This window comes from Buttiauxella warmboldiae (genome assembly GCF_003818135.1).
GTDB lineage: Bacteria > Pseudomonadota > Gammaproteobacteria > Enterobacterales > Enterobacteriaceae > Buttiauxella > Buttiauxella warmboldiae.
The window spans coordinates 11,833-32,810 of sequence record NZ_RPOH01000039.1 but is presented as its reverse complement, the minus strand read 5'-3'; the positions used below and the strand labels follow the sequence as shown (position 1 = coordinate 32,810).

Below are 20,978 nucleotides of genomic sequence, written 5' to 3'. Positions count from 1 at the left end.
ACAGAATATGCCTGGCGGCACTAGCGCGGTGGTCCCACCTGACCCCATGCCGAACTCAGAAGTGAAACGCCGTAGCGCCGATGGTAGTGTGGGGTCTCCCCATGCGAGAGTAGGGAACTGCCAGGCTCTAAATTAAAGTTGTATCCTGGTGATACGGGGCAGTTCTCTACTCTCAGAGAGTAGGACAGGCGAAGCCTGAACGTTGCGAAGCAACGGCCCGTAGGGTGAACGAAGTTCATCAACTGCCAGGCTCCAAATTAAAGTGTGCTGATATGGCTCAGTTGGTAGAGCGCACCCTTGGTAAGGGTGAGGTCCCCAGTTCGACTCTGGGTATCAGCACCAGTTTTTAGGTTTAACGTTCGGCTGCTTGATAAAGAATTTGCCTGGCGGCAGTAGCGCGGTGGTCCCACCTGACCCCATGCCGAACTCAGAAGTGAAACGCCGTAGCGCCGATGGTAGTGTGGGGTCTCCCCATGCGAGAGTAGGGAACTGCCAGGCTCCAAATAAACAACAAGGCCATCCGCAAGGATGGCCTTTTTGTTTTGGATTTTAGCCAGAAAATACCGCTATATTCAGGTATCAATGAATAACCTGCGACAGGAAGGCTCGGGTACGCTCTGACTTAGGGTGTGCAAAGAACTCATCAGGCGGTGCCTGCTCCACAATTTCACCTCTGTCCATAAAGATAACCCTATCAGCCACCGTTCGCGCAAAGCCCATTTCATGCGTGACGCACAGCATTGTCATGCCAGATTCAGCCAGGCCAATCATGGTATCCAGCACTTCTTTGACCATCTCAGGATCGAGTGCTGAAGTCGGCTCATCAAACAGCATTATCTTTGGCTTCATGCATAGAGAACGAGCAATTGCCACGCGTTGCTGTTGTCCACCGGATATTTGCCCGGGGAATTTATGTGCATGTTCGGCAATACGCACGCGTTCCAGATAATGCATGGCTAATGCTTCAGCCTCTTTCTTTGGCATTTTACGTACCCAAACAGGGGCCAGCGTGCAGTTTTGCAAAACGGTCAGGTGTGGGAAAAGATTAAAATGCTGGAACACCATCCCAACCTCAGTGCGTACTTTCTCTATATTACGTAAATCATCGTTAAGTTCGGTGCCATCAACGACGATACGCCCCTGCTGATGTTCTTCCAGATGATTGATGCAGCGAATAGTGGTGGATTTTCCGGAGCCGGAGGGGCCGCATAGAACAATACGTTCTCCCTGCTGCACCTGCAGATTAATATCTTTCAGCACGTGAAACTGCCCGTACCACTTATTCACATTTTCCAGCATGATCATCGCATCCGCGGGCTGCATAGTAATTTGACTCATTGATCGATCCTCAGTGCGGTGTTCGTCCGGTGTTAAAACGTTTTTCCAGGTGCTGGCTGTAGCGCGACATGCTGAAACAGAAGATCCAGTAGACGAGCGCGGCAAAGACGTAGCCTTCGGTCGACATGCCAAGCCAGGCAGGGTCAACAGTGGCCTGCTGCACGCTACTGAAAAGATCAAACAGGCCAATAATGATCACCAGACTGGTGTCTTTAAATAGCGCAATAATGGTGTTTACCAGACCTGGGATGACCATTTTCAGGGCCTGAGGCAAGATAACCAGGCCTTGTGTCTTCCAGTATCCCAGCGCCAGAGATTCCGCTGCTTCGTATTGGCCTTTCGGCAATGCCTGTAATCCACCACGTACCACCTCAGCCACATAGGCTGACTGAAAGAGGATCACCCCGACCAGTGCACGGATCAGCTTATCAATGCTGGTGCCTTCCGAGAGAAACAGCGGCAGCATTACGGAGGACATAAACAACACGGTGATGAGCGGCACGCCGCGCCAGAATTCTATAAAGACAATCGATAAGATCCTGACGACCGGCATGGTCGAACGGCGGCCTAAGGCCAGTAAGATCCCCAATGGCAACGCTCCGGCGATCCCTACTGATGCGATGATTAACGTTAATGTAAGGCCGCCCCACTGACGCGTTTCAACGCGATCCAGCCCTAAAAATCCACCGTATAGCAGCCCCCAAACCACCAGCGGATAGATGACCGCCCAGGTGGTGATATAGCGCCCACGGCGCGGCATGGCATTCCAGAACATAGGGATAATAGAAGCCAGGCCAATAAGCAGGGCAAGATTGATGCGCCAGCGCTGATCGTGTGGGTAGAGTCCATACATGAATTGCCCAAAGCGCGCGTGGATAAACACCCAGCAGGCGCCTTCTTTTGTGCAATCAGCACGGCTATCACCGACCCAGTTCGCCTGGAAAACCGTCCAGTTTAGCAACGGCGGGATAAGCTGCCACAGCATCCAGAAACAGAAAATCGTCAGTAAGCTATTAGACCAGCTGGAAAAAAGATTTTTGCGTGCCCACTGAATAGCGCCTGAGCGCACGGCTTTTGGGCGCGTGTGCTGCGACATTAATGCTTTCGTCATGGTGATCCCTTAGCGCTCAATCAGGGCAATTCGCCGATTATAAATATTCATCAGCAACGAAATCGTCAGGCTGATAGCCAGGTAAACCGACATGGTTATGGCAATAGTTTCAATCGCCTGTCCCGTCTGATTAAGTACCGTACCGGCAAATAATGAAACCATATCCGGGTAGCCAATTGCCGCCGCCAGCGATGAGTTTTTGACAATATTCAGATACTGGCTGGTAAGCGGAGGAATAATCACGCGCATTGCCTGGGGAATGATGACCTGACGCAAAGTGACAGGATTGGGTATCCCTAACGAGCGTGCAGCCTCATGCTGACCATAGGGTACTGACTGAATACCGGCACGAATAATTTCGGCAATAAAAGCGGAGGTATACACCGATAAAGCCAGAGTTAATGCCGCAAGTTCAGGGATCAGCACCATACCGCCACGGAAGTTAAAGCCGCGTAAGGCGGGGATATCCCAATGGAGCGCGGCACCGAAAAGCCATTGAGCAAGCAGCGGTAATAAGAGCAACAGTGCCAATGCATATGGCCAGCTTCGGCGCAGCTGCCCGGTTTTGATCTGATGCATTCTGTTATAGCGATACAGGCCCGCAAAGATGAGCAGCGCCAGCGCAATGGCAACAATAAACGCCAGCGCTCCATCGGCTATCTGCGGAAAAGGAAGATAAAGCCCGCGATTGCTCAGAAACAGCAGATCGAATGCGCTGACCGCCTGGCGTGGGCCTGGCAAATTACGCAATACGGCGAAATACCAGAAGAAGATCTGCAATAAAGGGGGGATATTGCGGAACGTCTCGATATAAAAAGTTGATAGTTTGCGTAATAACCAGTTATCGGAAAGCCGGGCAAGGCCAAGAAAGAAGCCGATAAAAGAAGCAAAAACGATACACAACGCAGAAACCAATAGGGTATTCAACAGGCCGACGGCAAATACGCGGCCATAGGCATCCCCCTGCTCATAATCAATGAGGTGCTGAACGATACCGAAGCCAGCGCTACGCTCAAGGAATGCAAAACCTGAGGTAATGCCACGATTGCTAAGGTTAGTGACGGTGTTGTGTATCAGGTAAATGGCGATGCCTGCGACGATGATGACTGCAACAATCTGATACAGCCAGGCACGAACCGCTGGGTTAGAAAAAGAGATCTCACCTTTTATCAGTGGGCGGCGATGGGACATAAGCGAACCTCAGTAACCTAAACTCAAACCCTGGGCACTGCTCTGGCAGTGCCCATTTCTGACGTCTCGCTTAGCGAACCGGTGGTGCGTACTGGATGCCGCCTTTGCTCCACAAATTGTTTTGGCCACGTTTGATTTTCAGCGGGCTGTCAGAACCGACGTTGTGCTCGAAAATTTCGGCGTAGTTACCCACTTGTTTGACGATGTTATACGCCCATTTGTTATCAAGCTTCAGATCTTTACCGAAGTCCCCTTCTTTACCTAACAGGTGTGCCATATCAGGAGTGGTTGGGTTTGCCGCCATTTGATCAACATTTTTCGAGTCAACGCCCATCTCTTCGGCATTTAGCATGGCGAACAGAGTCCAGCGCACGATGGAGAACCAGTCTTCGTCACCGCGACGTACAACCGGGCCTAAAGGTTCTTTGGAAATGACTTCTGGCAGCACAATCCATTCACCAGGCGTGCTCAGCTTGATGCGCAGGGCATAAAGTTGTGACTGGTCGGAGGCCAGCGTATCGCAGCGGCCGGATTCCAGCGCTTTGGCTGATTCATCAGAGCGGTCAAAGGTGACCGGTGTGTATTTCATCTTGTTGGCTTTGAAGTAATCGGCAACGTTCAGTTCAGTATCGGTACCGGCCTGAATACAGACGGTTGCGCCATCCAGCTCTTTCGCGCTCTTCAGACCCGCTTTGTTGTGGGTGAGAAAGCCAATGCCGTCGTAATAAGTCACGCCGGTGAACATCATGCCCATGCCCGCATCGCGCGAGGAGGTCCAGGTGGTATTACGCGACAAAATGTCCACTTCACCCGACTGCAATGCCGTAAAACGCTCTTTTGCGGTCAGTGGCGTGTATTTAACTTTCGTGGCATCGCCAAATACCGCAGCCGCAACGCCGCGGCACACATCCACATCAATACCGGTAAACTTACCGTTGGCATCGGCATAAGAAAATCCCGGCAGGCCATCACTTATGCCACATTGCACGAAGCCTTTCTTTTTTACCGCATCAAAAGTGGTGCCTGCATGAGCCTGACCGGTAACTGCGAATAATGCACCGGCAGCGACCAGAGTGGAGATCAAAGTCTTTTTCATAATGCATCCTGTGTGGCGAAATTATCGTTATAAGTATTGGCGTCCGCATGGCGCCGCTTTCCTGCCTGTGGCATCTGTCACTCTGGTTAAAGCAAAGGGAGTGCCAGGTTTGCGGGAGACGGTATGCGTGTACCGCTCGCCGCAGTAAGCAGAGTGTAGACAGGAAAAATCGCTCTCAGCGCCCCACAACGGTGCAAAATTGAAGCCTGCGCCACATTTCCGCACAAAAAAGTTTCAGTTTTCGATCATATGAAAAGAAGTAGTTTTATGGGGGAATATTAGTCTGAATACCATTAAGGCTGGGCTGAGAATAACAACGGCGGTGGCTGTGATTGTTTGCGCTTTCACGGTGCAAAACAGCATGGTGAGAAGGGGAGGGTTCAGGTATTAAAAAAGGCGCTTCCCCATGCCGAGTAGCGCCTTTTTAAACAACAACTTAACTGATTAATATCAGTTCATGCCGTATTTTTTCAATTTCTTACGCAGCGTGCCACGGTTGATACCCATCATCAGGGCAGCACGGGTTTGGTTGCCACGGGTGTATTGCATCACCATGTCCAACAATGGCTGCTCTACTTCAGCCAATACCAGCTCATACAGATCGTTAACATCCTGACCATTCAGTTGAGCAAAATAGTTCTTCAGTGCTTGTTTCACGGAGTCACGCAGAGGTTTTTGGGTAACCTGATCCTGTGAGTTAACGGTGGAAACGGTTAGTACGTCAGAATTTACGCGTTGTTCGAACATAGTTCTGTCAGCTCTTTATTTCTAATTACGCAAGATTTTCGAAGTATGCCTCCAACGCCTCAAGCTGTTCGCTTGCATCTTCAATGGCGTTGAATGTGCGCCGAAACTGGTCATCTGGAGCGTGTTCCTGTAAGTACCAGGAGACGTGTTTGCGAGCAATTCGGTAGCCCTTTGCATGACCATAAAAGTCATGAAGTTCCCCAATATGCCCGCAAAGTAAGCGCTTCACCTCTGCCAGAGGCAGGGGAGGAAGCAGCTCTCCAGTGTCCAGATAATACTGGATTTCCCGAAAGATCCAGGGTCTTCCCTGAGCCGCACGTCCTATCATAAGAGCATCAGCCCCCGTGTAGTCGAGCACGGCTCTGGCTTTAAGCGGGTCAGTAATGTCACCATTCGCGATTACCGGAATGGAAACTTTCTGCTTAACTGCCCGAATGCTGTCGTATTCAGCATCGCCCTGGAATAAACAGGCGCGTGTGCGTCCATGAATTGTCAGAGCCTGAATGCCACAGTCTTCAGCCAGTTGGGCAATCTCTTCACAGTTACGGTGCGCCGTATCCCAGCCGGTGCGAATTTTCAGCGTCACAGGGACGTCAACTGCATTAATAACCGTGGTCAGGATAGACTTCACCAGACTCGGGTATTGCAGCAGAGCAGAGCCTGCCAGCTTACGATTCACTTTCTTAGCCGGGCATCCCATATTGATATCAATAATCTGGGCGCCATTAGCCACGTTAATGCGTGCGGCCTCTGCCATCTCATCAGGGTCGCTACCGGCAATTTGCACGGTACGAATACCTGGTTCATTCACGTGCACCATACGTAAACGCGATTTATCACTCGCCCAAACTTCAGGGTTAGAGGACATCATCTCGGAAACGGTCAGTCCGGCCCCCATCTCGTAACACAGCGTTCTGAATGGTCTGTCAGTGATGCCAGCCATAGGTGCTGCAATCAGTCGATTTCTGAGCTGGTGTTGTCCAATGCGCATGAGTTAAGAAATGACCATACTTGCCTGCAAGGCGGCGTATATTACGCATTTTTAGCCTCAGATGAAAGGCCAAACTTTGAACAATCAGCTGTCGTAGATCAATGAATGTTTAAGCTGCGCGCTGGCATAAATAAATTAACTATAATTTTCAGAAGGTTAAATTTAATTGGTCAATTTGTGCGCTTTTATAATTTAGCCACGCTCAGCGGTAATTTGTTATTTTTTACCCATAACAGCCGCATAAAGTGCTGCATTAATCAGCAAACGTAGTGTATTTCTGCGATCGGCATCTCATTTTATTGTGTCTTAGCTCTGAGATGGGCAGGTATTGGCAGGCGGGATAAAGGCGCGGCAACGTGGCCTGAAACCACGTTACCGCGGTGAAGCTTTTAGCGTTTAATACCGGTAATGCGGCACCATTCTTCTTTTTCAGCAACCGGATCGAGAGTGAATTGATCCTGATAGGCGGCGCAAACCCCTCCGGCCTGGCTTGCCAGCACCCCGGAAAGGCCAAGGAAACCGCCCTGAACAGGCAGTACGCTGATTAACGGTGCTAATTCACGTAACGGGCCTGCCAGGATGTTAGCAACCACTACATCAGCGCTCATGGCTTCTGGTTGGTCTTTTGGCAGATAGAGCTCCAGGCGATCGGAAACGCCATTGCGCTCGGCGTTATCACGGCTGGCCAGAATCGCCTGCGGGTCGATATCAATCCCAATCGCTTTGGCCGCGCCCAGTTTCAGCGCCGCAATCGCCAGAATGCCGGAGCCGCAGCCAAAATCGATGACCGTTTTGCCAACCAGATCTAAACCATCAAGCCACTCAAGGCACAACGAGGTGGTGGGGTGAGTCCCGGTCCCAAACGCCAGGCCCGGGTCCAGCATCACGTTTACCGCGTTAGCATCCGGCACATCACGCCAGCTCGGGCAGATCCACAGACGCTGGCCAAAGCGCATCGGGTGGAAGTTATCCATCCATTCCCGCTCCCAGTCTTTATCTTCAAGCTGTTCGATTTTATGCGGGAAACCGATGCTTAGCAGGGGGCAATGCTCAAGAATGGCGACCACTTCTGGCATGTCGGTTTCTGCGTCGTACAGGCCAATGACATCGGTATCGCCCCATAAGCGGGTTTCGCCTGGCAGCGGCTCGAATACCGGTGTGTCATGGGTATCCTGAAAGGTAACGGAAACCGCACCGCTTTCGATCAGCGCATCGCCGAGCGCTTCAGCGTTTGCGCCGGAGGTATTAATTTTCAGTTGAATCCATGGCATAGCGAAACTCTTTATTTATCAGTAGTTGAAACCAGTGCTGGAACCGGCAGCGGCTGACCGAAACGGTTGCCTACCAGGAACGCCAGCAAACTTAATAATAAGGATGGCACAATCGGGTGGAAGCCCAGCAGCTGGATTTTAAAACTCGCCAGCACGGCATAAAGCCCGCCGCCAACAATCATCGCGCTCAGCGCGCCCGCAGCGTTGGCGCGCTCCCAGTACAGACCCAGCACCAGCGGCCACAGGAACACCGCTTCCAGCCCACCAAACGCCAGTAAATTCAGCCAGATGATCATCTCCGGTGGACGCCATGCCGCAAGCAACAACAGCGCACCGAGGATCATGGTGATTGCCGAAGACATTCTTTTCAGACGCGTTTCGTTGTGGATCTGTTCCGGACGCAGGTTCAGATAGAGATCTTTAACGATGGTAGCCGATGATTGCAGCAGCTGAGCGTTAATTGTCGACATGATTGCCGCCATCGGTGCCGCAAGGAAGATCCCCGCCGCGAACGGTGGCAGGACGGTGACCATCAACGTTGGAATGACCAAATCAGGCACTTTCAAATCGGGTATGACCGCGCGGCCTAACGCTCCCGCCAGATGCATACCAAACATCAGAATCGCCACCACAATGGTGCCGAGAATAATCCCCCGGTGTACGGCTTTACTGTCTTTATAGGAAATACAGCGCACCGCCGTGTGCGGCAGGCCAATCACACCGAAGCAGACCAGTACCCAGAATGATGCCATAAACGATGGGGAAAGGATGTCGTCCGCACCCTCGGGCGATACGAGTTTAGGGTCGATATGCCTGAGTGTCTCCACCGCGTTGTGCAATCCCCCGGCGGCATGAACGATACCCACCAACAGCAAAATCGTCCCGACCAGCATCACCATGCCCTGCATGGCATCGTTGAGCACGCTGGCGCGGAAGCCGCCAAAAGCGGTGTAAAGCGCAATACTGATACCAAAAATCAGCAGGCCCGTTTCGTAAGGAATACCGGCAGCGGTTTCCAGCAGGCGCGCACCGCCAATAAACTGCACGGTCATGGCGCCAACAAAAGCCACCAGCAGACTCAGGCTCGCCAGCCACACCAGCAGACGGCTTTGATAGCGGGCATATAACATGTCATTCAGGGTAACCGCGTTATAGCGGCGCGCCAGAATGGCGAACTTTTTCCCAAGAATACCCAGCGATAGCCACACGGCGGGGAGCTGAATCATCGCCAGCAATACCCAGCCAAGGCCGTATTTATAGGCCGCCCCGGGCCCACCGATAAACGAACTGGCGCTGATATAGGTTGCGGTAAGCGTCATCGCTAAGACGAAGCCGCCCATCGAGCGGCTGCCGAGGAAGTATTCGTTCAGGAAGTTACCTGCCGTGCGGCGCTTCATGGCGTACAGGGAAATGCCAAACACGACGACTAAATACGTGACTAACGGCAATACCACTTCAAGCTGCATGATCGTCCTCCAGCGGAATATCACGGAAGATAAGCTTCACCATCGCCCAGCACAGTAAAATAAACAGCAGCGGGACCAGCAGGCAGGCCATTTCAAACCAGTGTGGAAGACCGGTTGGGCCAATCTCATTATCAGGTAAGTAAGCAGCCACTAACCAAGCTGCAAGATAGAGGAGGGTTAGCCAAAGCGCCCAGCGGGCTTCTTTATGGGCCTGAACAAAACGCGCGTCCATTGTTATCCCTTGAGTTGGCGGAAAGCGGCGATTGTAACGCATAGCGACAAGTTGGGGATCAAAAAAGAAAAAGGCCGGAAATCCGGCCTTTTAACGATGTAACTTCTTGAGAAAACTTAGTCCTGAAGACCCAGTTTTTTCTCCAGATAGTGGATGTTAGTCCCACCATGCTGGAAGTTTTCATCGTTCATGATACGGGTCTGCAAATCAACGTTGGTTTTGATGCCATCGATGATCAGTTCCGCCAGGGCGTTCTTCATACGAGCAATCGCCACTTCACGGGTTTCGCCGTAACAAATAAGCTTCGCGATCATTGAATCGTAGTAAGGCGGAACCGTGTAGCCGGAATAGATATGCGATTCCCAGCGTACGCCAAAACCACCCGGCACATGGCAACGAGTGATTTTGCCAGGGCTCGGCAGGAAGGTGTTCGGGTCTTCGGCGTTGATACGGCATTCAACCGCATGGCCGTTAACCTGTACGTCTTCTTGCTTGATGGAGAGCGGCTGGCCCGCAGCAATGCGCAGCTGTTCTTTGATCAGATCAACGCCGGTGATCATTTCCGTTACCGGATGTTCCACCTGAATACGGGTGTTCATCTCGATAAAGTAGAACTCACCGTTCTCGAACAGGAACTCGAAAGTGCCCGCGCCGCGATAGTTGATATCGATACAGGCTTTAGAGCAGCGCTCACCAATGAATTTACGCAGCTCAGGCGTGATGCCCGGCGCTGGCGCTTCTTCCACCACTTTCTGGTGACGGCGCTGCATAGAGCAGTCACGTTCAGCCAGATAGATAGCGTTGCCCTGGCCGTCAGCCAGCACCTGAATTTCGATGTGGCGCGGGTTTTCCAGGTACTTCTCCATATAGACCATATCGTTGTTGAAAGCCGCTTTGGCTTCCGCACGGGTCATATTAATGGATTGTTCCAGATCGGCATCGTTACGCACAACGCGCATACCACGACCGCCGCCGCCGCCGGACGCTTTAATAATCACCGGGTAACCAATGCGTTTAGCATGGGCGCGGTTTTTATCCATATCGTCATTCAGCGGGCCGTCAGAACCGGGTACGCAAGGTACGCCAGCTTTCTTCATCGCATTGATGGCGGAAACTTTATCGCCCATCAGACGGATGGTTTCGGCACGCGGGCCGATGAAGATAAAGCCTGAACGCTCAACCTGCTCGGCAAAGTTGGCGTTTTCTGACAGGAAGCCGTAACCCGGGTGAATCGCCACCGCGCCGGTAATTTCTGCCGCAGAGATGATTGCCGGAATATTCAGATAGCTTTTTACCGACGGAGCCGGACCGATACAAACGGTTTCATCCGCCAGCAATACGTGTTTTAGATCGCGGTCCGCAGTGGAGTGCACAGCAACAGTCTTAATGCCCAGTTCTTTACAGGCACGCAGAATACGCAGAGCAATCTCGCCACGGTTGGCGATGACAATTTTATCCAGCATGTGCGCCTCGTTACTCGATGACGACCAGCGGCTCGTCAAATTCAACCGGTTGACCATTTTCAACCAGGATGGCTTTCACCACGCCGGCTTTGTCCGCTTCGATCTGGTTCATCATTTTCATCGCTTCAACGATGCACAGAGTGTCGCCAACGTTAACTTTCTGGCCAACTTCAACGAATGATTTCGCATCCGGGCTTGGGGTGCGGTAGAAAGTACCGACCATTGGGGAACGCACGATGTGACCACTGACTTCAGCAGCCGCAGGCGCTTCCATTACCGGCGTTGCGGCAGGCGCTACAGCACCAGCCAGGCTTGGCTGCGGCTGGTACATTGGAGTGGCATAAGCCTGTTGCATCATCGGGAAACCGTTGTTTACCGGTGCGCGGCTGATGCGTACAGACTCTTCGCCTTCAGAAATTTCCAGTTCGGAGATGCCTGATTCTTCAACCAGCTCGATCAGTTTTTTAATCTTACGAATATCCATGAGTGGGTTCCGTACTCTTGTTTAGATGGATTTTGACAAGCGTTTTACCGCCGTCTGTAGTGCATATGAATAGCCGTCAGCGCCTAATCCGCAGATGACACCAACCGCTTTATCAGAAAGATATGAATGGTGGCGGAACGGTTCGCGCGCATGCACATTGCTCAGATGGATCTCGATAAACGGAATATCTACCGCTAACAAGGCATCACGCAGCGCAACGCTCGTATGAGTGAACGCGGCCGGATTAATCAGAATAAAATCGACGCTGTCTTTAGCCTGATGAATTCGGTCGATCAGCTCAAATTCCGCATTTGATTGCAGGTGACTGAACGAGACATTTAGCGTTTTTGCTTCTTCTTCGAGCGAGCCAACAATTTGCGCTAAAGTCAGCGTACCGTACTTCTCAGGTTCGCGGGTCCCCAGCATGTTAAGGTTTGGACCGTTCAAAAGCAAAATGTGAAAATTAGCCGACATCGTGCTGCCATCTCCTGCAATTTGTAGGTATGTGACAAAATATACCTAAGTTGCTCGGTTGTCACTTTCAGAGCCAGAAAATGGCCTGTCAGAAAAACCAAAGTCGCACATTATAACGATTTCGTAGCATTTGGCAGCTAAATACTGGTCTTATCAGGGAAGATGATCAACTCATATCCTTTTTAAGGGCAGGGTTGATCGCTTTTTTGCGCAGAAGAACACCTCTCAGAGTAAGCACAAACCGGGCATTTTGTGCTTTGTCCGCTATCACTTCTCTGGCGTTAACCTTGCCACTGGCGGAATTTTTTATAGCGTAAGGCCAGCAGGATGAATGCGCCCAGCGCATATAGCAAGGGCTGAGGAGACAGCACCTTCACCGACCAGAGGTAATGAATGGGAGCAAGAATGGCCACCAGATAGACGAAGTTATGCAGCTTTTGCCAGCGCGCGCCCAGTTTTCGCTGTAAAAATTGCGTTGATGTCGCCGCCAGCGCCAGCAAGATGAGCCAGCTGACTATGCCTAAAGTTAAATAGGGGCGCGTCACTAACTCCTGACCAAGCAGCGCCAGATTACTGATGCCCAGCTCCAGCATGGCATAGCTGGTTAAATGCAGCGTTGCCCATGCAAAACACCATAACCCCAGCAGACGACGGGTACGCATCAGCAATGGCTGTTTACCGTAGCGAGCCAGAGGCGTGATTAACAGCGTTGCCAGCAGTAATTTCAGCGCCATCCTGCCGGTAAAATGCTGGATATCTTTTGCCGGGTCGGCACTGAAAAGCCCCTGGCTTGCCGCATAAAATAGCCATAAGAAAGGCAGAAAGGCGGCAAGATGCAGTCCCCCTTTCAGCCAGACAACCTGTTTCGCCGTTAATCTCACGTTAGAAATTCTCCTGCAGATTTAAACCGCGATACAGCGAAGCAACCTGTTCTGCGTAGCCGTTAAACAGCAGCGTCGGCTGGCGTTTGACATCCAGCACCCCGCCTGAGCCAATAAAGCGTTCACTCGCCTGCGACCAGCGGGGGTGGTCAACGTTTGGGTTTACGTTGGCATAAAATCCGTATTCGTTGGGCGCGATCCTATTCCATGTCGTGGGGGGTAATTCGCTTACCAGTTTGATACTGACAATCGACTTTATCCCCTTAAAGCCATATTTCCACGGCACCGTGAGCCGGATCGGCGCGCCGTTTTGCGGTGGCAACGCTTTGCCATAAACCCCGAGGGTGAGTAGCGTGAGCGGGTTCATGGCTTCATCAAGGCGCAGGCCCTCGACGTAGGGGTATTTCAGCCCGCCGCCGATAAAGCGATCTTTTTGCCCAGGCATCTGTTCCGGGTCATACAGCGTTTCGAAGGCGACATATTTTGCCCGGCTGGTGGGTTCAACCAGGGCCAGGAGTTTAGCGAGCGGAAAACCAATCCACGGCACGACCATCGACCAGGCCTCAACACAGCGCATCCGGTAGATACGCTGTTCCAGCGGGAATTTCTTATACAGATCGTCAAGATCCAGGGTTTGCGGTTTGGCCACTTCACCGCTAAGGGTGATTTTCCACGGTTCGGTCTTCAGGCTGCCGGCGTTCGCCGCAGGATCGGCTTTATCCAGGCCAAACTCGTAGAAATTATTGTAGCCCGTGACCTTATCTTCCGGCGTCATGGCGAGTTTTGCCTGCCATTGTTCCGGCTGGCTGAACGTTAAAGGTTTACCCGCTGGCGCAGGTGGCCTGTCGTTACCTTTAAACCAGGAGCGAATATCGGCATGTGCCGTTGATGGAAGTGAAAGGGCCGCCGCACTGATACCCAGCGCCTTCAGCACCTGACGGCGTTTCATCATAAATACGGACTCGGCTGTTACATCGGCGTCGGTAAAGCGGGCAATCTTCTTCATTTTATGATCCTGCGTGGTGTCTGGCCTAAGCATGACGGAGAATGGTTAGCCCTGCGAATATGTCACAAAAAATTGAAATTTAACCCTGCTGCTGTTCCACAGCATGGTGGCTAATGGGAAAAGAGGTCTTGCTGGCTATACTTGAATGCCGGAGCACAAAGCCGCCTCTTTTGCCACCAGGGGCGAGAATCTGTTCACCGCGTTTGCCAGACCTGCTCTTTTGCTATGTAATGCCGCATCAGGCCGAGCCTGGCATATCTTCACCAAACGGAGTTAACACAAGGATGCGATTAACGACGAAGCTTTCGGCTTTTATGACATTACTGACTGGCCTGGCGATTTTTGTGACGCTTGTCGGATGTTCATTAAGCTTCTTTAATGCGATGCACTATAAAGTGCATCAGCGTGTGGTTGCTGTCGCCACCATTATTGATAATGATTTGGTTTCAAACACACCCGAGGCGCTGATTCAACGCCTCAATGAAGTCATGGTTCCCTTTGATATCACTGAGGTCGATTTCAAACTGGGCGATCGCACGGTGTATCAGCGCCAGCTGGCGCAAACCTATCACCTGCCCGGCAACAGCTACAGTTTTCGCACCGTAACCGTTGAGTTAATGAAGCATCCGGGAATGTTTCTGAGCCTTACCTATCGCGATCCGGTGGCGAATTACTACAACTCTCTTTTCACCACCGTTCCTCTTTCCGTCACGATTGGATTCATGCTTATCGTGCTGTGCTTTGCTCTGCGCTGGATGAAAAAACAGCTTGCCGGGCAAGAGCTGCTGGAAAGCCGGGCGCGGCGCATCCTGAATGGAGAAAGGGGCGCGGGGGGGCGTGGTTCGGTGCTGGAATGGCCGCCTCAGGCCAGCAGCGCGCTTGATTTGTTGCTCTCCGAGCTGCAAAACGCCGGCGAACAGCGCAGCAGAATGGATACCCTGATTCGCGCTTTCGCCGCCCAGGATGCCAAAACGGGGCTCAATAATCGCCTGTTCTTCGATAACCAGCTGGCCACGTTGCTTGATGAGCAGGAGCAACCCGGCGCGCATGGCGTGGTGATGATTATCCGGTTGCCCGATTTTGACACCCTGCAAGAAACCCGCGCAGAATATTTATTTACCATTATTAATATGTTGTCGACCTTTATGCTGCGCTATCCGGGCGCTTTACTGGCACGCTACTTCCGCAGCGATTTTGCCGTGCTGCTGCCGCACCGCACTTTGAAAGAGGCCGACAGCATTGCGAATCAGCTGCTGAAGGCTGTCGATTCGTTGCCTGCCACGCGCCTTCTCGATCGTAATGACATGATGCATATCGGGATCTGCGCATGGCGTAGCGGGCAAAGCAAAGAGCAGGTAATGGAAAACGCCGAGGTGGCGACGCGTAATGCTTCCCTGCAAGGGACTAACGGCTGGTCGGTATACGATGATAGTTTGCCGGAAAAAGGGCGCGGCAACGTGAAATGGCGTACGCTTATTGAGCAGGCGTTACAGCGTGGCGGCCCGCGTTTCTACCAAAAACCGTCGGTGAAGCGCGACGGCTATGTGCACCATCGGGAAATCCTGTGTCGGATTTTTGACGGCGAACAAGAAGTGCTGGCCGCCGAGTATTTACCGATGGTGAAACAGTTTGGTTTATCGGAGCAATATGACCGACAAACCATCGCCCGTCTGCTGCCGCTGGCAGGTTTCTGGCCCGAAGAGACGCTGTCTATTCAACTGTCGGTAGAGTCGCTGATTCGCGCGCCATTCCAGCGCTGGCTGCGCGATACCTTAATGCAGTCGGAAAAATTACTGCGTAAACGTATTCTTTTTGAACTTGCAGAGGCGGATGTTTGTCAACATATCAGCCGTTTGCAGCCGGTGATTCGCTTGATCAAAGCGCTGGGGGTGCGTATTGCCGTTTCCCAGGCGGGTTTGACCGTGGTGAGCACCTCTTATATTAAAGAGCTGGATGTGGAGTTAATCAAGCTGCATCCAGGACTGGTGCGCAACATTGAGAAACGAACTGAAAATCAGCTATTTGTCCAAAGCCTGGTTGAGGCGTGTCGCGGGACTCAGACACAAGTTTTTGCCGTCGGTATCCGCACGCGAAGTGAATGGCAGACGCTGGTGGAGAAAGGCGTGGCGGGTGCTCAGGGGGATTTTTTTGCCGCCTCTCAACCCCTCGACAGCAACGTGAAAAAATATTCGCAAAGATACTCGGTTTAACCTGCCGTTTATGAATATTTCACGTAGAATAACGCGCGCTGCATCTCAAGGGGGCGGATACGCCTGCTGACCAGATTGGTAAAGCGCGAATGAACCCGGTTTGCTTACTGGCACTGTTTGTTTAACCTACAGCCTTTGTTTGTTTTCTCTGCGGTTCGGAGATGGACGAGCGGGCAGTGTAACAGTGGTGGCAAACCGCACAATTTTTCACCATTGCAGAACATTTTTTGCGCCTTGTCGCTGCAATGAGTGGTTGGTAAAGTAAGCGGATTTTGTTTCCGCCCCAGCTTTCAGGATTATCCCTTAGTATGTTGAAAAAATTTCGTGGCATGTTTTCCAATGACCTGTCCATTGACCTGGGTACCGCGAATACCCTGATTTATGTAAAAGGACAGGGCATCGTACTGAATGAGCCTTCGGTCGTGGCCATTCGCCAGGATCGTGCCGGTTCACCTAAAAGCGTTGCGGCCGTAGGTCATGATGCTAAACAGATGCTGGGTCGTACCCCTGGCAACATCGCAGCTATCCGTCCGATGAAAGATGGTGTTATCGCCGACTTCTTCGTGACTGAAAAAATGCTGCAGCACTTCATTAAGCAGGTGCATAGCAACAGCTTTATGCGCCCAAGCCCGCGTGTGCTGGTTTGTGTACCGGTGGGCGCCACTCAGGTTGAACGTCGCGCTATTCGTGAGTCTGCGCAAGGTGCTGGCGCGCGTGAAGTGTTCCTGATTGAAGAGCCAATGGCTGCGGCTATCGGTGCCGGCCTGCCCGTTTCTGAGGCAACCGGTTCTATGGTTGTGGATATCGGCGGTGGGACGACTGAAGTTGCGGTTATCTCGCTCAATGGCGTGGTTTACTCCTCTTCCGTGCGTATTGGTGGTGACCGCTTCGATGAAGCCATTATTAATTATGTGCGCCGTAACTACGGTTCACTGATTGGTGAAGCAACCGCTGAACGTATCAAACACGAAATCGGCTCAGCTTACCCGGGGGATGAAGTGCGTGAAATCGAAGTACGCGGCCGTAACCTGGCTGAAGGTGTTCCACGCGGCTTTACCCTGAACTCCAATGAAATCCTCGAAGCCCTGCAAGAGCCATTAACGGGCATCGTCAGCGCCGTCATGGTGGCGCTGGAACAGTGCCCGCCGGAACTGGCTTCCGATATTTCTGAGCGCGGTATGGTCCTGACCGGCGGCGGCGCGTTGCTGCGTAACCTCGACCGTCTGCTGATGGAAGAAACCGGCATCCCGGTAGTAGTTGCAGAAGATCCATTGACTTGCGTAGCCCGTGGCGGTGGCAAGGCACTGGAAATGATCGACATGCACGGCGGCGACTTGTTCAGCGAAGAGTAATCAGCCACACGTAAAAGGCAGTGTTTATCACTGCCTTTTCTTGCTGGCCCTGGAATACGCATAGCCTATGAAGCCAATTTTTAGCCGTGGCCCTTCGTTGCAGTTTCGCCTGATTCTGGCGTTGCTGGTGGCGATCGGTGTCATTATTGCTGATAGCCGTCTGGGTACGTTCAGTCAGATTCGAACGTATATGGATACTGCCGTCAGCCCTTTCTATTTTGTTTCAAATGGTCCCCGTGAATTGCTCGACAGCATCTCGCAAACGCTGGCGTCACGCGAGCAGCTGGAGCTTGAAAATCGTGCGTTGCGCCAGGAGCTGATCCTGAAAAACAGCGATCTGCTGATGATGGGCCAATACCGTCAGGAAAACGCCCGCCTGCGCGAACTGCTCGGCTCACCATTGCGTCAGGACGAGCAAAAAATGGTGACCCAGGTTATCTCTACCGTTAACGATCCCTACAGTGACCAGGTGGTGATTGATAAAGGCAGCGTGAACGGGGTGTATGAAGGCCAGCCGGTGATCAGCGACAAAGGTGTGGTGGGTCAGGTGATCGCCGTGGCGAAACTGACCAGCCGCGTGTTGCTGATCTGTGATGCGACCCATGCGCTGCCGATTCAGGTGCTGCGTAATGACATTCGCATTATTGCTGCGGGCAATAGCTGTACTGACGATCTGCAGCTGGAACATTTACCGGCTAACACCGATATTCGCGTCGGCGATGTTCTGGTGACCTCCGGTTTAGGCGGCCGCTTCCCGGAAGGTTATCCGGTGGGTGTGGTTTCCTCGGTGAAACTTGATACTCAGCGCGCCTACACGGTGATCCAGGCTCGCCCAACTGCTGGCTTACAGCGTCTGCGTTATTTGCTGCTGCTGTGGGGCGCGGATCGTGAAGGGAAAACCCCGATGCTGCCTGAAGAGGTGCATCGCGTTGCCAATGAGCGTTTGATGCAAATGATGCCGCAGGTTTTACCGCCGGCAGATTCTGTTGGCCCACCGGCACCCGCTCCGATCCCACCTCCGGCAACGGGAATGACTCAGGCGCCTGCAGCGAACTCTGCTGCTTCCGCACCTGCTACCCCAGGGGGGCGGTAGTGGGAAGCTATCGTAGTCAGGGGCGTTGGGTTATCTGGCTCTCTTTCCTTATTGCCCTGCTGTTACAGGTTATGCCCTGGCCTGACGATCTGAAAGTCTATCGTCCGGACTGGGTGTTACTGATCCTGCTGTACTGGATCCTGGCCTTGCCGCACCGCGTCAACGTCGGCACGGGTTTTGTCGTCGGTGCCATACTGGATCTCATCAGCGGCTCGACTCTTGGCGTACGGGCGCTCTCTCTGAGCATCGTGGCCTATCTGGTGGCCTTGAAATATCAGCTATTCCGCAATCTGGCGCTCTGGCAGCAGGCTTTAGTGATTATGCTATTGTCATTGATGGCCGATGTGCTTGTTTTCTGGTCTGAATTCTTAGTCATCAACGTCTCATTCCGCCCTGAAATTTTCTGGAGTAGCGTGGTCAATGGGGTACTCTGGCCATGGATTTTCCTGCTGATGCGTAAGATCCGCCAACAATTTGCTGTGCAATAGGATTGAACATGACATCTTTGTATCTGGCATCGGGTTCTCCACGTCGTCAGGAGCTTCTGACGCAGTTAGGGGTCTCCTTTGAGCGCCTCATCACCGATGTTGAAGAACAGCGCCTGAGCCATGAAAGCGCGCAACAATATGTTGTTCGCCTGGCGCGTGATAAAGCGCGTGCGGGCGTGGCGCTTGCACCCCGTGATTTACCGGTTTTGGGGGCAGATACTATTGTTATCTTCAATGGCGAGGTGTTGGAAAAACCAAAAGATGAACAACATGCGGCGGCGATGCTGCGTATGCTGTCCGGTAACCAGCATCAGGTGATGACGGCCGTTGCGCTGGCCGATCGTCAATCACTGCTCGATTGTCTGGTGACGACTGAAGTGACGTTTCGTGCATTATCAGAACAGGATATCGCCGGTTACGTGGCCTGCGGTGAACCCATGGATAAAGCAGGTGCATATGGTATTCAGTGACTGGGTGGCTGTTTTGTCAGGAAGATTAATGGCAGCTATCATGCGGTAGTCGGCTTACCGCTAGTTGAAACCTATGAATTGCTGAGTAATTTTCACGTATTGCGTGATGGACGAGGAAAACATGACGGCTGAATTATTAGTCAACGTGACCCCATCGGAAACTCGGGTGGCTTACATTGATGGTGGCATACTGCAGGAGATCCATATTGAACGCGAGGCTCGTCGCGGGATCGTAGGGAATATCTACAAAGGTCGTGTTAGCCGGGTATTGCCGGGGATGCAGGCGGCATTTGTAGATATTGGCCTTGATAAGGCAGCGTTTCTTCACGCTTCTGACATCATGCCGCATACCGAATGTGTGGCTGGCGAAGAGCGCAAGAACTTCACCGTGCGTGATATCTCCGAGCTGGTGCGCCAGGGGCAAGACCTGATGGTACAAGTGGTGAAAGATCCGCTGGGCACCAAAGGCGCGCGCCTGACGACGGATATTACGCTGCCATCCCGTTACCTGGTCTTTATGCCCGGTGCTTCACATGTCGGTGTTTCGCAGCGTATTGAAAGTGAAGCCGAGCGCGATCGCCTGAAACGTGTGGTGAATGCCTGGTGCGACGAACAGGGCGGATTTATTATCCGTACCGCGGCTGAAGGGGTATGCGAAGACGATTTGTCCGCCGATGCGGCCTACCTGAAGCGCGTCTGGACCAAAGTCAGCGAACGTAAAAAACGCAATAAAACGCGCTGCCAGCTGTACGGCGAGCTGGCGCTGGCACAGCGCGTGCTGCGTGATTTTGCCGATGCGGCACTGGATCGTATTCGCGTCGACTCGCGTCTGACTTACGATATGCTGCTGGAGTTTACCGCCGAATATATGCCGGAAATGCACAGCAAGATTGAACACTACAGCGGCCGCCAGCCGATTTTTGATCTGTTCGACGTTGAGAATGAAATTCAACGCGCGCTGGAGCGTAAAGTGGAGCTGAAGTCGGGCGGCTATCTGGTCATTGACCAGACGGAAGCCATGACCACGGTGGATATTAACACCGGGGCGTTTGTCGGCCATCGCAATCTTGACGATACTATTTTCAACACCAATATCGAAGCGACCCAGGCCATCGCCCGCCAGCTACGTTTGCGAAACCTCGGCGGCATTATCATTATTGATTTCATCGATATGAGCAATGAAGACCACCGTCGTCGCGTGCTGCATTCGCTGGAGCAGGCATTGAGTAAAGATCGAGTGAAAACCAGCATTAACGGTTTCTCTCAGCTCGGGCTGGTTGAGATGACGCGTAAACGCACGCGTGAAAGCGTGGAGCATGTGCTTTGTCACGACTGTCCTACTTGCCACGGGCGCGGCACGGTGAAAACGGTTGAGACGGTGTGCTATGAAATTATGCGTGAGATCGTGCGCGTGCATCATGCTTACGATTCTGACCGCTTCCTGGTTTACGCCTCGCCAGCCGTAGGGGAAGCGCTGAAAAGCGAAGAGTCCCATTCGCTGGCCGAGGTTGAAATCTTTGTCGGTAAACAGGTCAAAGTGCAGATCGAGCCGCTCTATAATCAGGAGCAGTTCGACGTCGTTATGATGTAACTCGCTGCGCTGTTCACGGCACA

The 20,978-nt window shown here is 52.5% G+C and carries 19 protein-coding genes, 1 tRNA gene, 2 rRNA genes and 1 pseudogene; 9 read left to right on the top strand and 14 right to left on the bottom strand.

Annotation, left to right across the window (positions count from 1 at the left end):
- The first annotated feature begins 10 nt into the window (after positions 1-10).
- From rrf (EHN07_RS11015) to rrf (EHN07_RS11005), 3 genes are all read left to right on the top strand, one after another.
- Positions 11-126 (top strand): 5S ribosomal RNA (gene rrf, locus EHN07_RS11015).
- A gap of 140 nt (positions 127-266) precedes the next feature.
- Positions 267-342, top strand: a tRNA-Thr gene (locus tag EHN07_RS11010).
- Positions 343-382: 40 nt separating this feature from the next.
- Positions 383-498: ribosomal RNA gene (gene rrf / locus EHN07_RS11005) — 5S ribosomal RNA — on the top strand.
- Positions 499-579: 81 nt separating this feature from the next.
- Here rrf (EHN07_RS11005) and EHN07_RS11000 read toward each other — a convergent pair.
- The 14 genes from EHN07_RS11000 to msrP all read right to left on the bottom strand — a co-directional run bounded on the left by EHN07_RS11000 (position 580) and on the right by msrP (position 13,751).
- Positions 580-1,338 (bottom strand): amino acid ABC transporter ATP-binding protein, encoded by a 759-nt coding sequence (locus EHN07_RS11000; RefSeq protein ID WP_124024189.1) that lies wholly within the window; start codon positions 1,336-1,338, stop codon positions 580-582.
- Between the two features lie 10 nt (positions 1,339-1,348).
- Positions 1,349-2,449: an amino acid ABC transporter permease gene (locus tag EHN07_RS10995; RefSeq protein WP_124024188.1), complete on the bottom strand. Its 1,101-nt coding sequence runs from the start codon at positions 2,447-2,449 to the stop codon at positions 1,349-1,351.
- Between the two features lie 9 nt (positions 2,450-2,458).
- The gene (locus EHN07_RS10990; RefSeq protein WP_124024187.1) at positions 2,459-3,640 is read right to left on the bottom strand and encodes an amino acid ABC transporter permease; all 1,182 of its coding nucleotides are present in this window, start codon (positions 3,638-3,640) and stop codon (positions 2,459-2,461) included.
- Between the two features lie 70 nt (positions 3,641-3,710).
- On the bottom strand, positions 3,711-4,736 hold the full coding sequence (locus tag EHN07_RS10985; protein WP_124024186.1) for an amino acid ABC transporter substrate-binding protein: 1,026 nt from the start codon (positions 4,734-4,736) through the stop codon (positions 3,711-3,713).
- A gap of 450 nt (positions 4,737-5,186) precedes the next feature.
- Complete coding sequence (gene fis, locus EHN07_RS10980; protein ID WP_000462905.1) at positions 5,187-5,483, bottom strand: DNA-binding transcriptional regulator Fis; 297 nt, start codon at positions 5,481-5,483, stop codon at positions 5,187-5,189.
- Between the two features lie 25 nt (positions 5,484-5,508).
- Positions 5,509-6,474, bottom strand: a complete 966-nt coding sequence (dusB, locus tag EHN07_RS10975) for a tRNA dihydrouridine synthase DusB (protein ID WP_124024185.1) — start codon at positions 6,472-6,474, stop codon at positions 5,509-5,511.
- 389 nt (positions 6,475-6,863) lie between these two features.
- The gene (gene prmA / locus EHN07_RS10970; RefSeq protein ID WP_124024184.1) at positions 6,864-7,745 is read right to left on the bottom strand and encodes a 50S ribosomal protein L11 methyltransferase; all 882 of its coding nucleotides are present in this window, start codon (positions 7,743-7,745) and stop codon (positions 6,864-6,866) included.
- 11 nt (positions 7,746-7,756) lie between these two features.
- On the bottom strand, positions 7,757-9,211 hold the full coding sequence (gene panF / locus EHN07_RS10965) for a sodium/pantothenate symporter (RefSeq protein WP_124024183.1): 1,455 nt from the start codon (positions 9,209-9,211) through the stop codon (positions 7,757-7,759).
- The gene (locus EHN07_RS10960; RefSeq protein ID WP_124024182.1) at positions 9,201-9,443 is read right to left on the bottom strand and encodes a YhdT family protein; all 243 of its coding nucleotides are present in this window, start codon (positions 9,441-9,443) and stop codon (positions 9,201-9,203) included. Before EHN07_RS10960 ends, panF begins: the two co-directional genes overlap by 11 nt.
- A 116-nt stretch (positions 9,444-9,559) precedes the next feature.
- Positions 9,560-10,906: an acetyl-CoA carboxylase biotin carboxylase subunit gene (gene accC, locus EHN07_RS10955; RefSeq protein WP_124024181.1), complete on the bottom strand. Its 1,347-nt coding sequence runs from the start codon at positions 10,904-10,906 to the stop codon at positions 9,560-9,562.
- A 10-nt stretch (positions 10,907-10,916) separates the two neighbouring features.
- Positions 10,917-11,390, bottom strand: a complete 474-nt coding sequence (gene accB, locus EHN07_RS10950; protein ID WP_124024180.1) for an acetyl-CoA carboxylase biotin carboxyl carrier protein — start codon at positions 11,388-11,390, stop codon at positions 10,917-10,919.
- Positions 11,391-11,411: 21 nt separating this feature from the next.
- Positions 11,412-11,864, bottom strand: coding sequence for a type II 3-dehydroquinate dehydratase (gene aroQ / locus EHN07_RS10945; RefSeq protein ID WP_124024179.1), 453 nt, complete (start codon positions 11,862-11,864; stop codon positions 11,412-11,414).
- 281 nt (positions 11,865-12,145) lie between these two features.
- Positions 12,146-12,745, bottom strand: coding sequence for a protein-methionine-sulfoxide reductase heme-binding subunit MsrQ (msrQ, locus tag EHN07_RS10940; protein ID WP_124024178.1), 600 nt, complete (start codon positions 12,743-12,745; stop codon positions 12,146-12,148).
- Position 12,746: 1 nt separating this feature from the next.
- Positions 12,747-13,751, bottom strand: a complete 1,005-nt coding sequence (gene msrP, locus EHN07_RS10935) for a protein-methionine-sulfoxide reductase catalytic subunit MsrP (protein WP_124024177.1) — start codon at positions 13,749-13,751, stop codon at positions 12,747-12,749.
- 284 nt (positions 13,752-14,035) lie between these two features.
- On the opposite strand from msrP, the gene csrD reads away from it, so the two are divergent.
- From csrD to rng, 6 genes and pseudogenes are all read left to right on the top strand, one after another.
- Positions 14,036-15,961 carry an RNase E specificity factor CsrD gene (csrD, locus tag EHN07_RS10930; RefSeq protein ID WP_124024176.1) on the top strand — a complete coding sequence of 642 codons (1,926 nt, stop codon included), beginning with the start codon at positions 14,036-14,038 and terminating at the stop codon, positions 15,959-15,961.
- Between the two features lie 308 nt (positions 15,962-16,269).
- The gene (gene mreB, locus EHN07_RS10925; protein ID WP_000913396.1) at positions 16,270-17,313 is read left to right on the top strand and encodes a rod shape-determining protein MreB; all 1,044 of its coding nucleotides are present in this window, start codon (positions 16,270-16,272) and stop codon (positions 17,311-17,313) included.
- Positions 17,314-17,380: 67 nt separating this feature from the next.
- Complete coding sequence (mreC, locus tag EHN07_RS10920; RefSeq protein ID WP_124024175.1) at positions 17,381-18,406, top strand: rod shape-determining protein MreC; 1,026 nt, start codon at positions 17,381-17,383, stop codon at positions 18,404-18,406.
- A complete protein-coding gene (gene mreD / locus EHN07_RS10915; RefSeq protein WP_124024174.1) occupies positions 18,406-18,894 on the top strand; it encodes a rod shape-determining protein MreD in 489 nt (162 codons plus the stop codon). The genes mreC and mreD overlap by 1 nt, the downstream gene beginning before the upstream one ends.
- An 8-nt stretch (positions 18,895-18,902) precedes the next feature.
- Positions 18,903-19,496: pseudogene (locus EHN07_RS10910) on the top strand (Maf family protein).
- Positions 19,486-20,955, top strand: a complete 1,470-nt coding sequence (rng, locus tag EHN07_RS10905; protein ID WP_124024173.1) for a ribonuclease G — start codon at positions 19,486-19,488, stop codon at positions 20,953-20,955. Before EHN07_RS10910 ends, rng begins: the two are co-directional and overlap by 11 nt.
- The last annotated feature ends 23 nt before the right edge of the window (positions 20,956-20,978 follow it).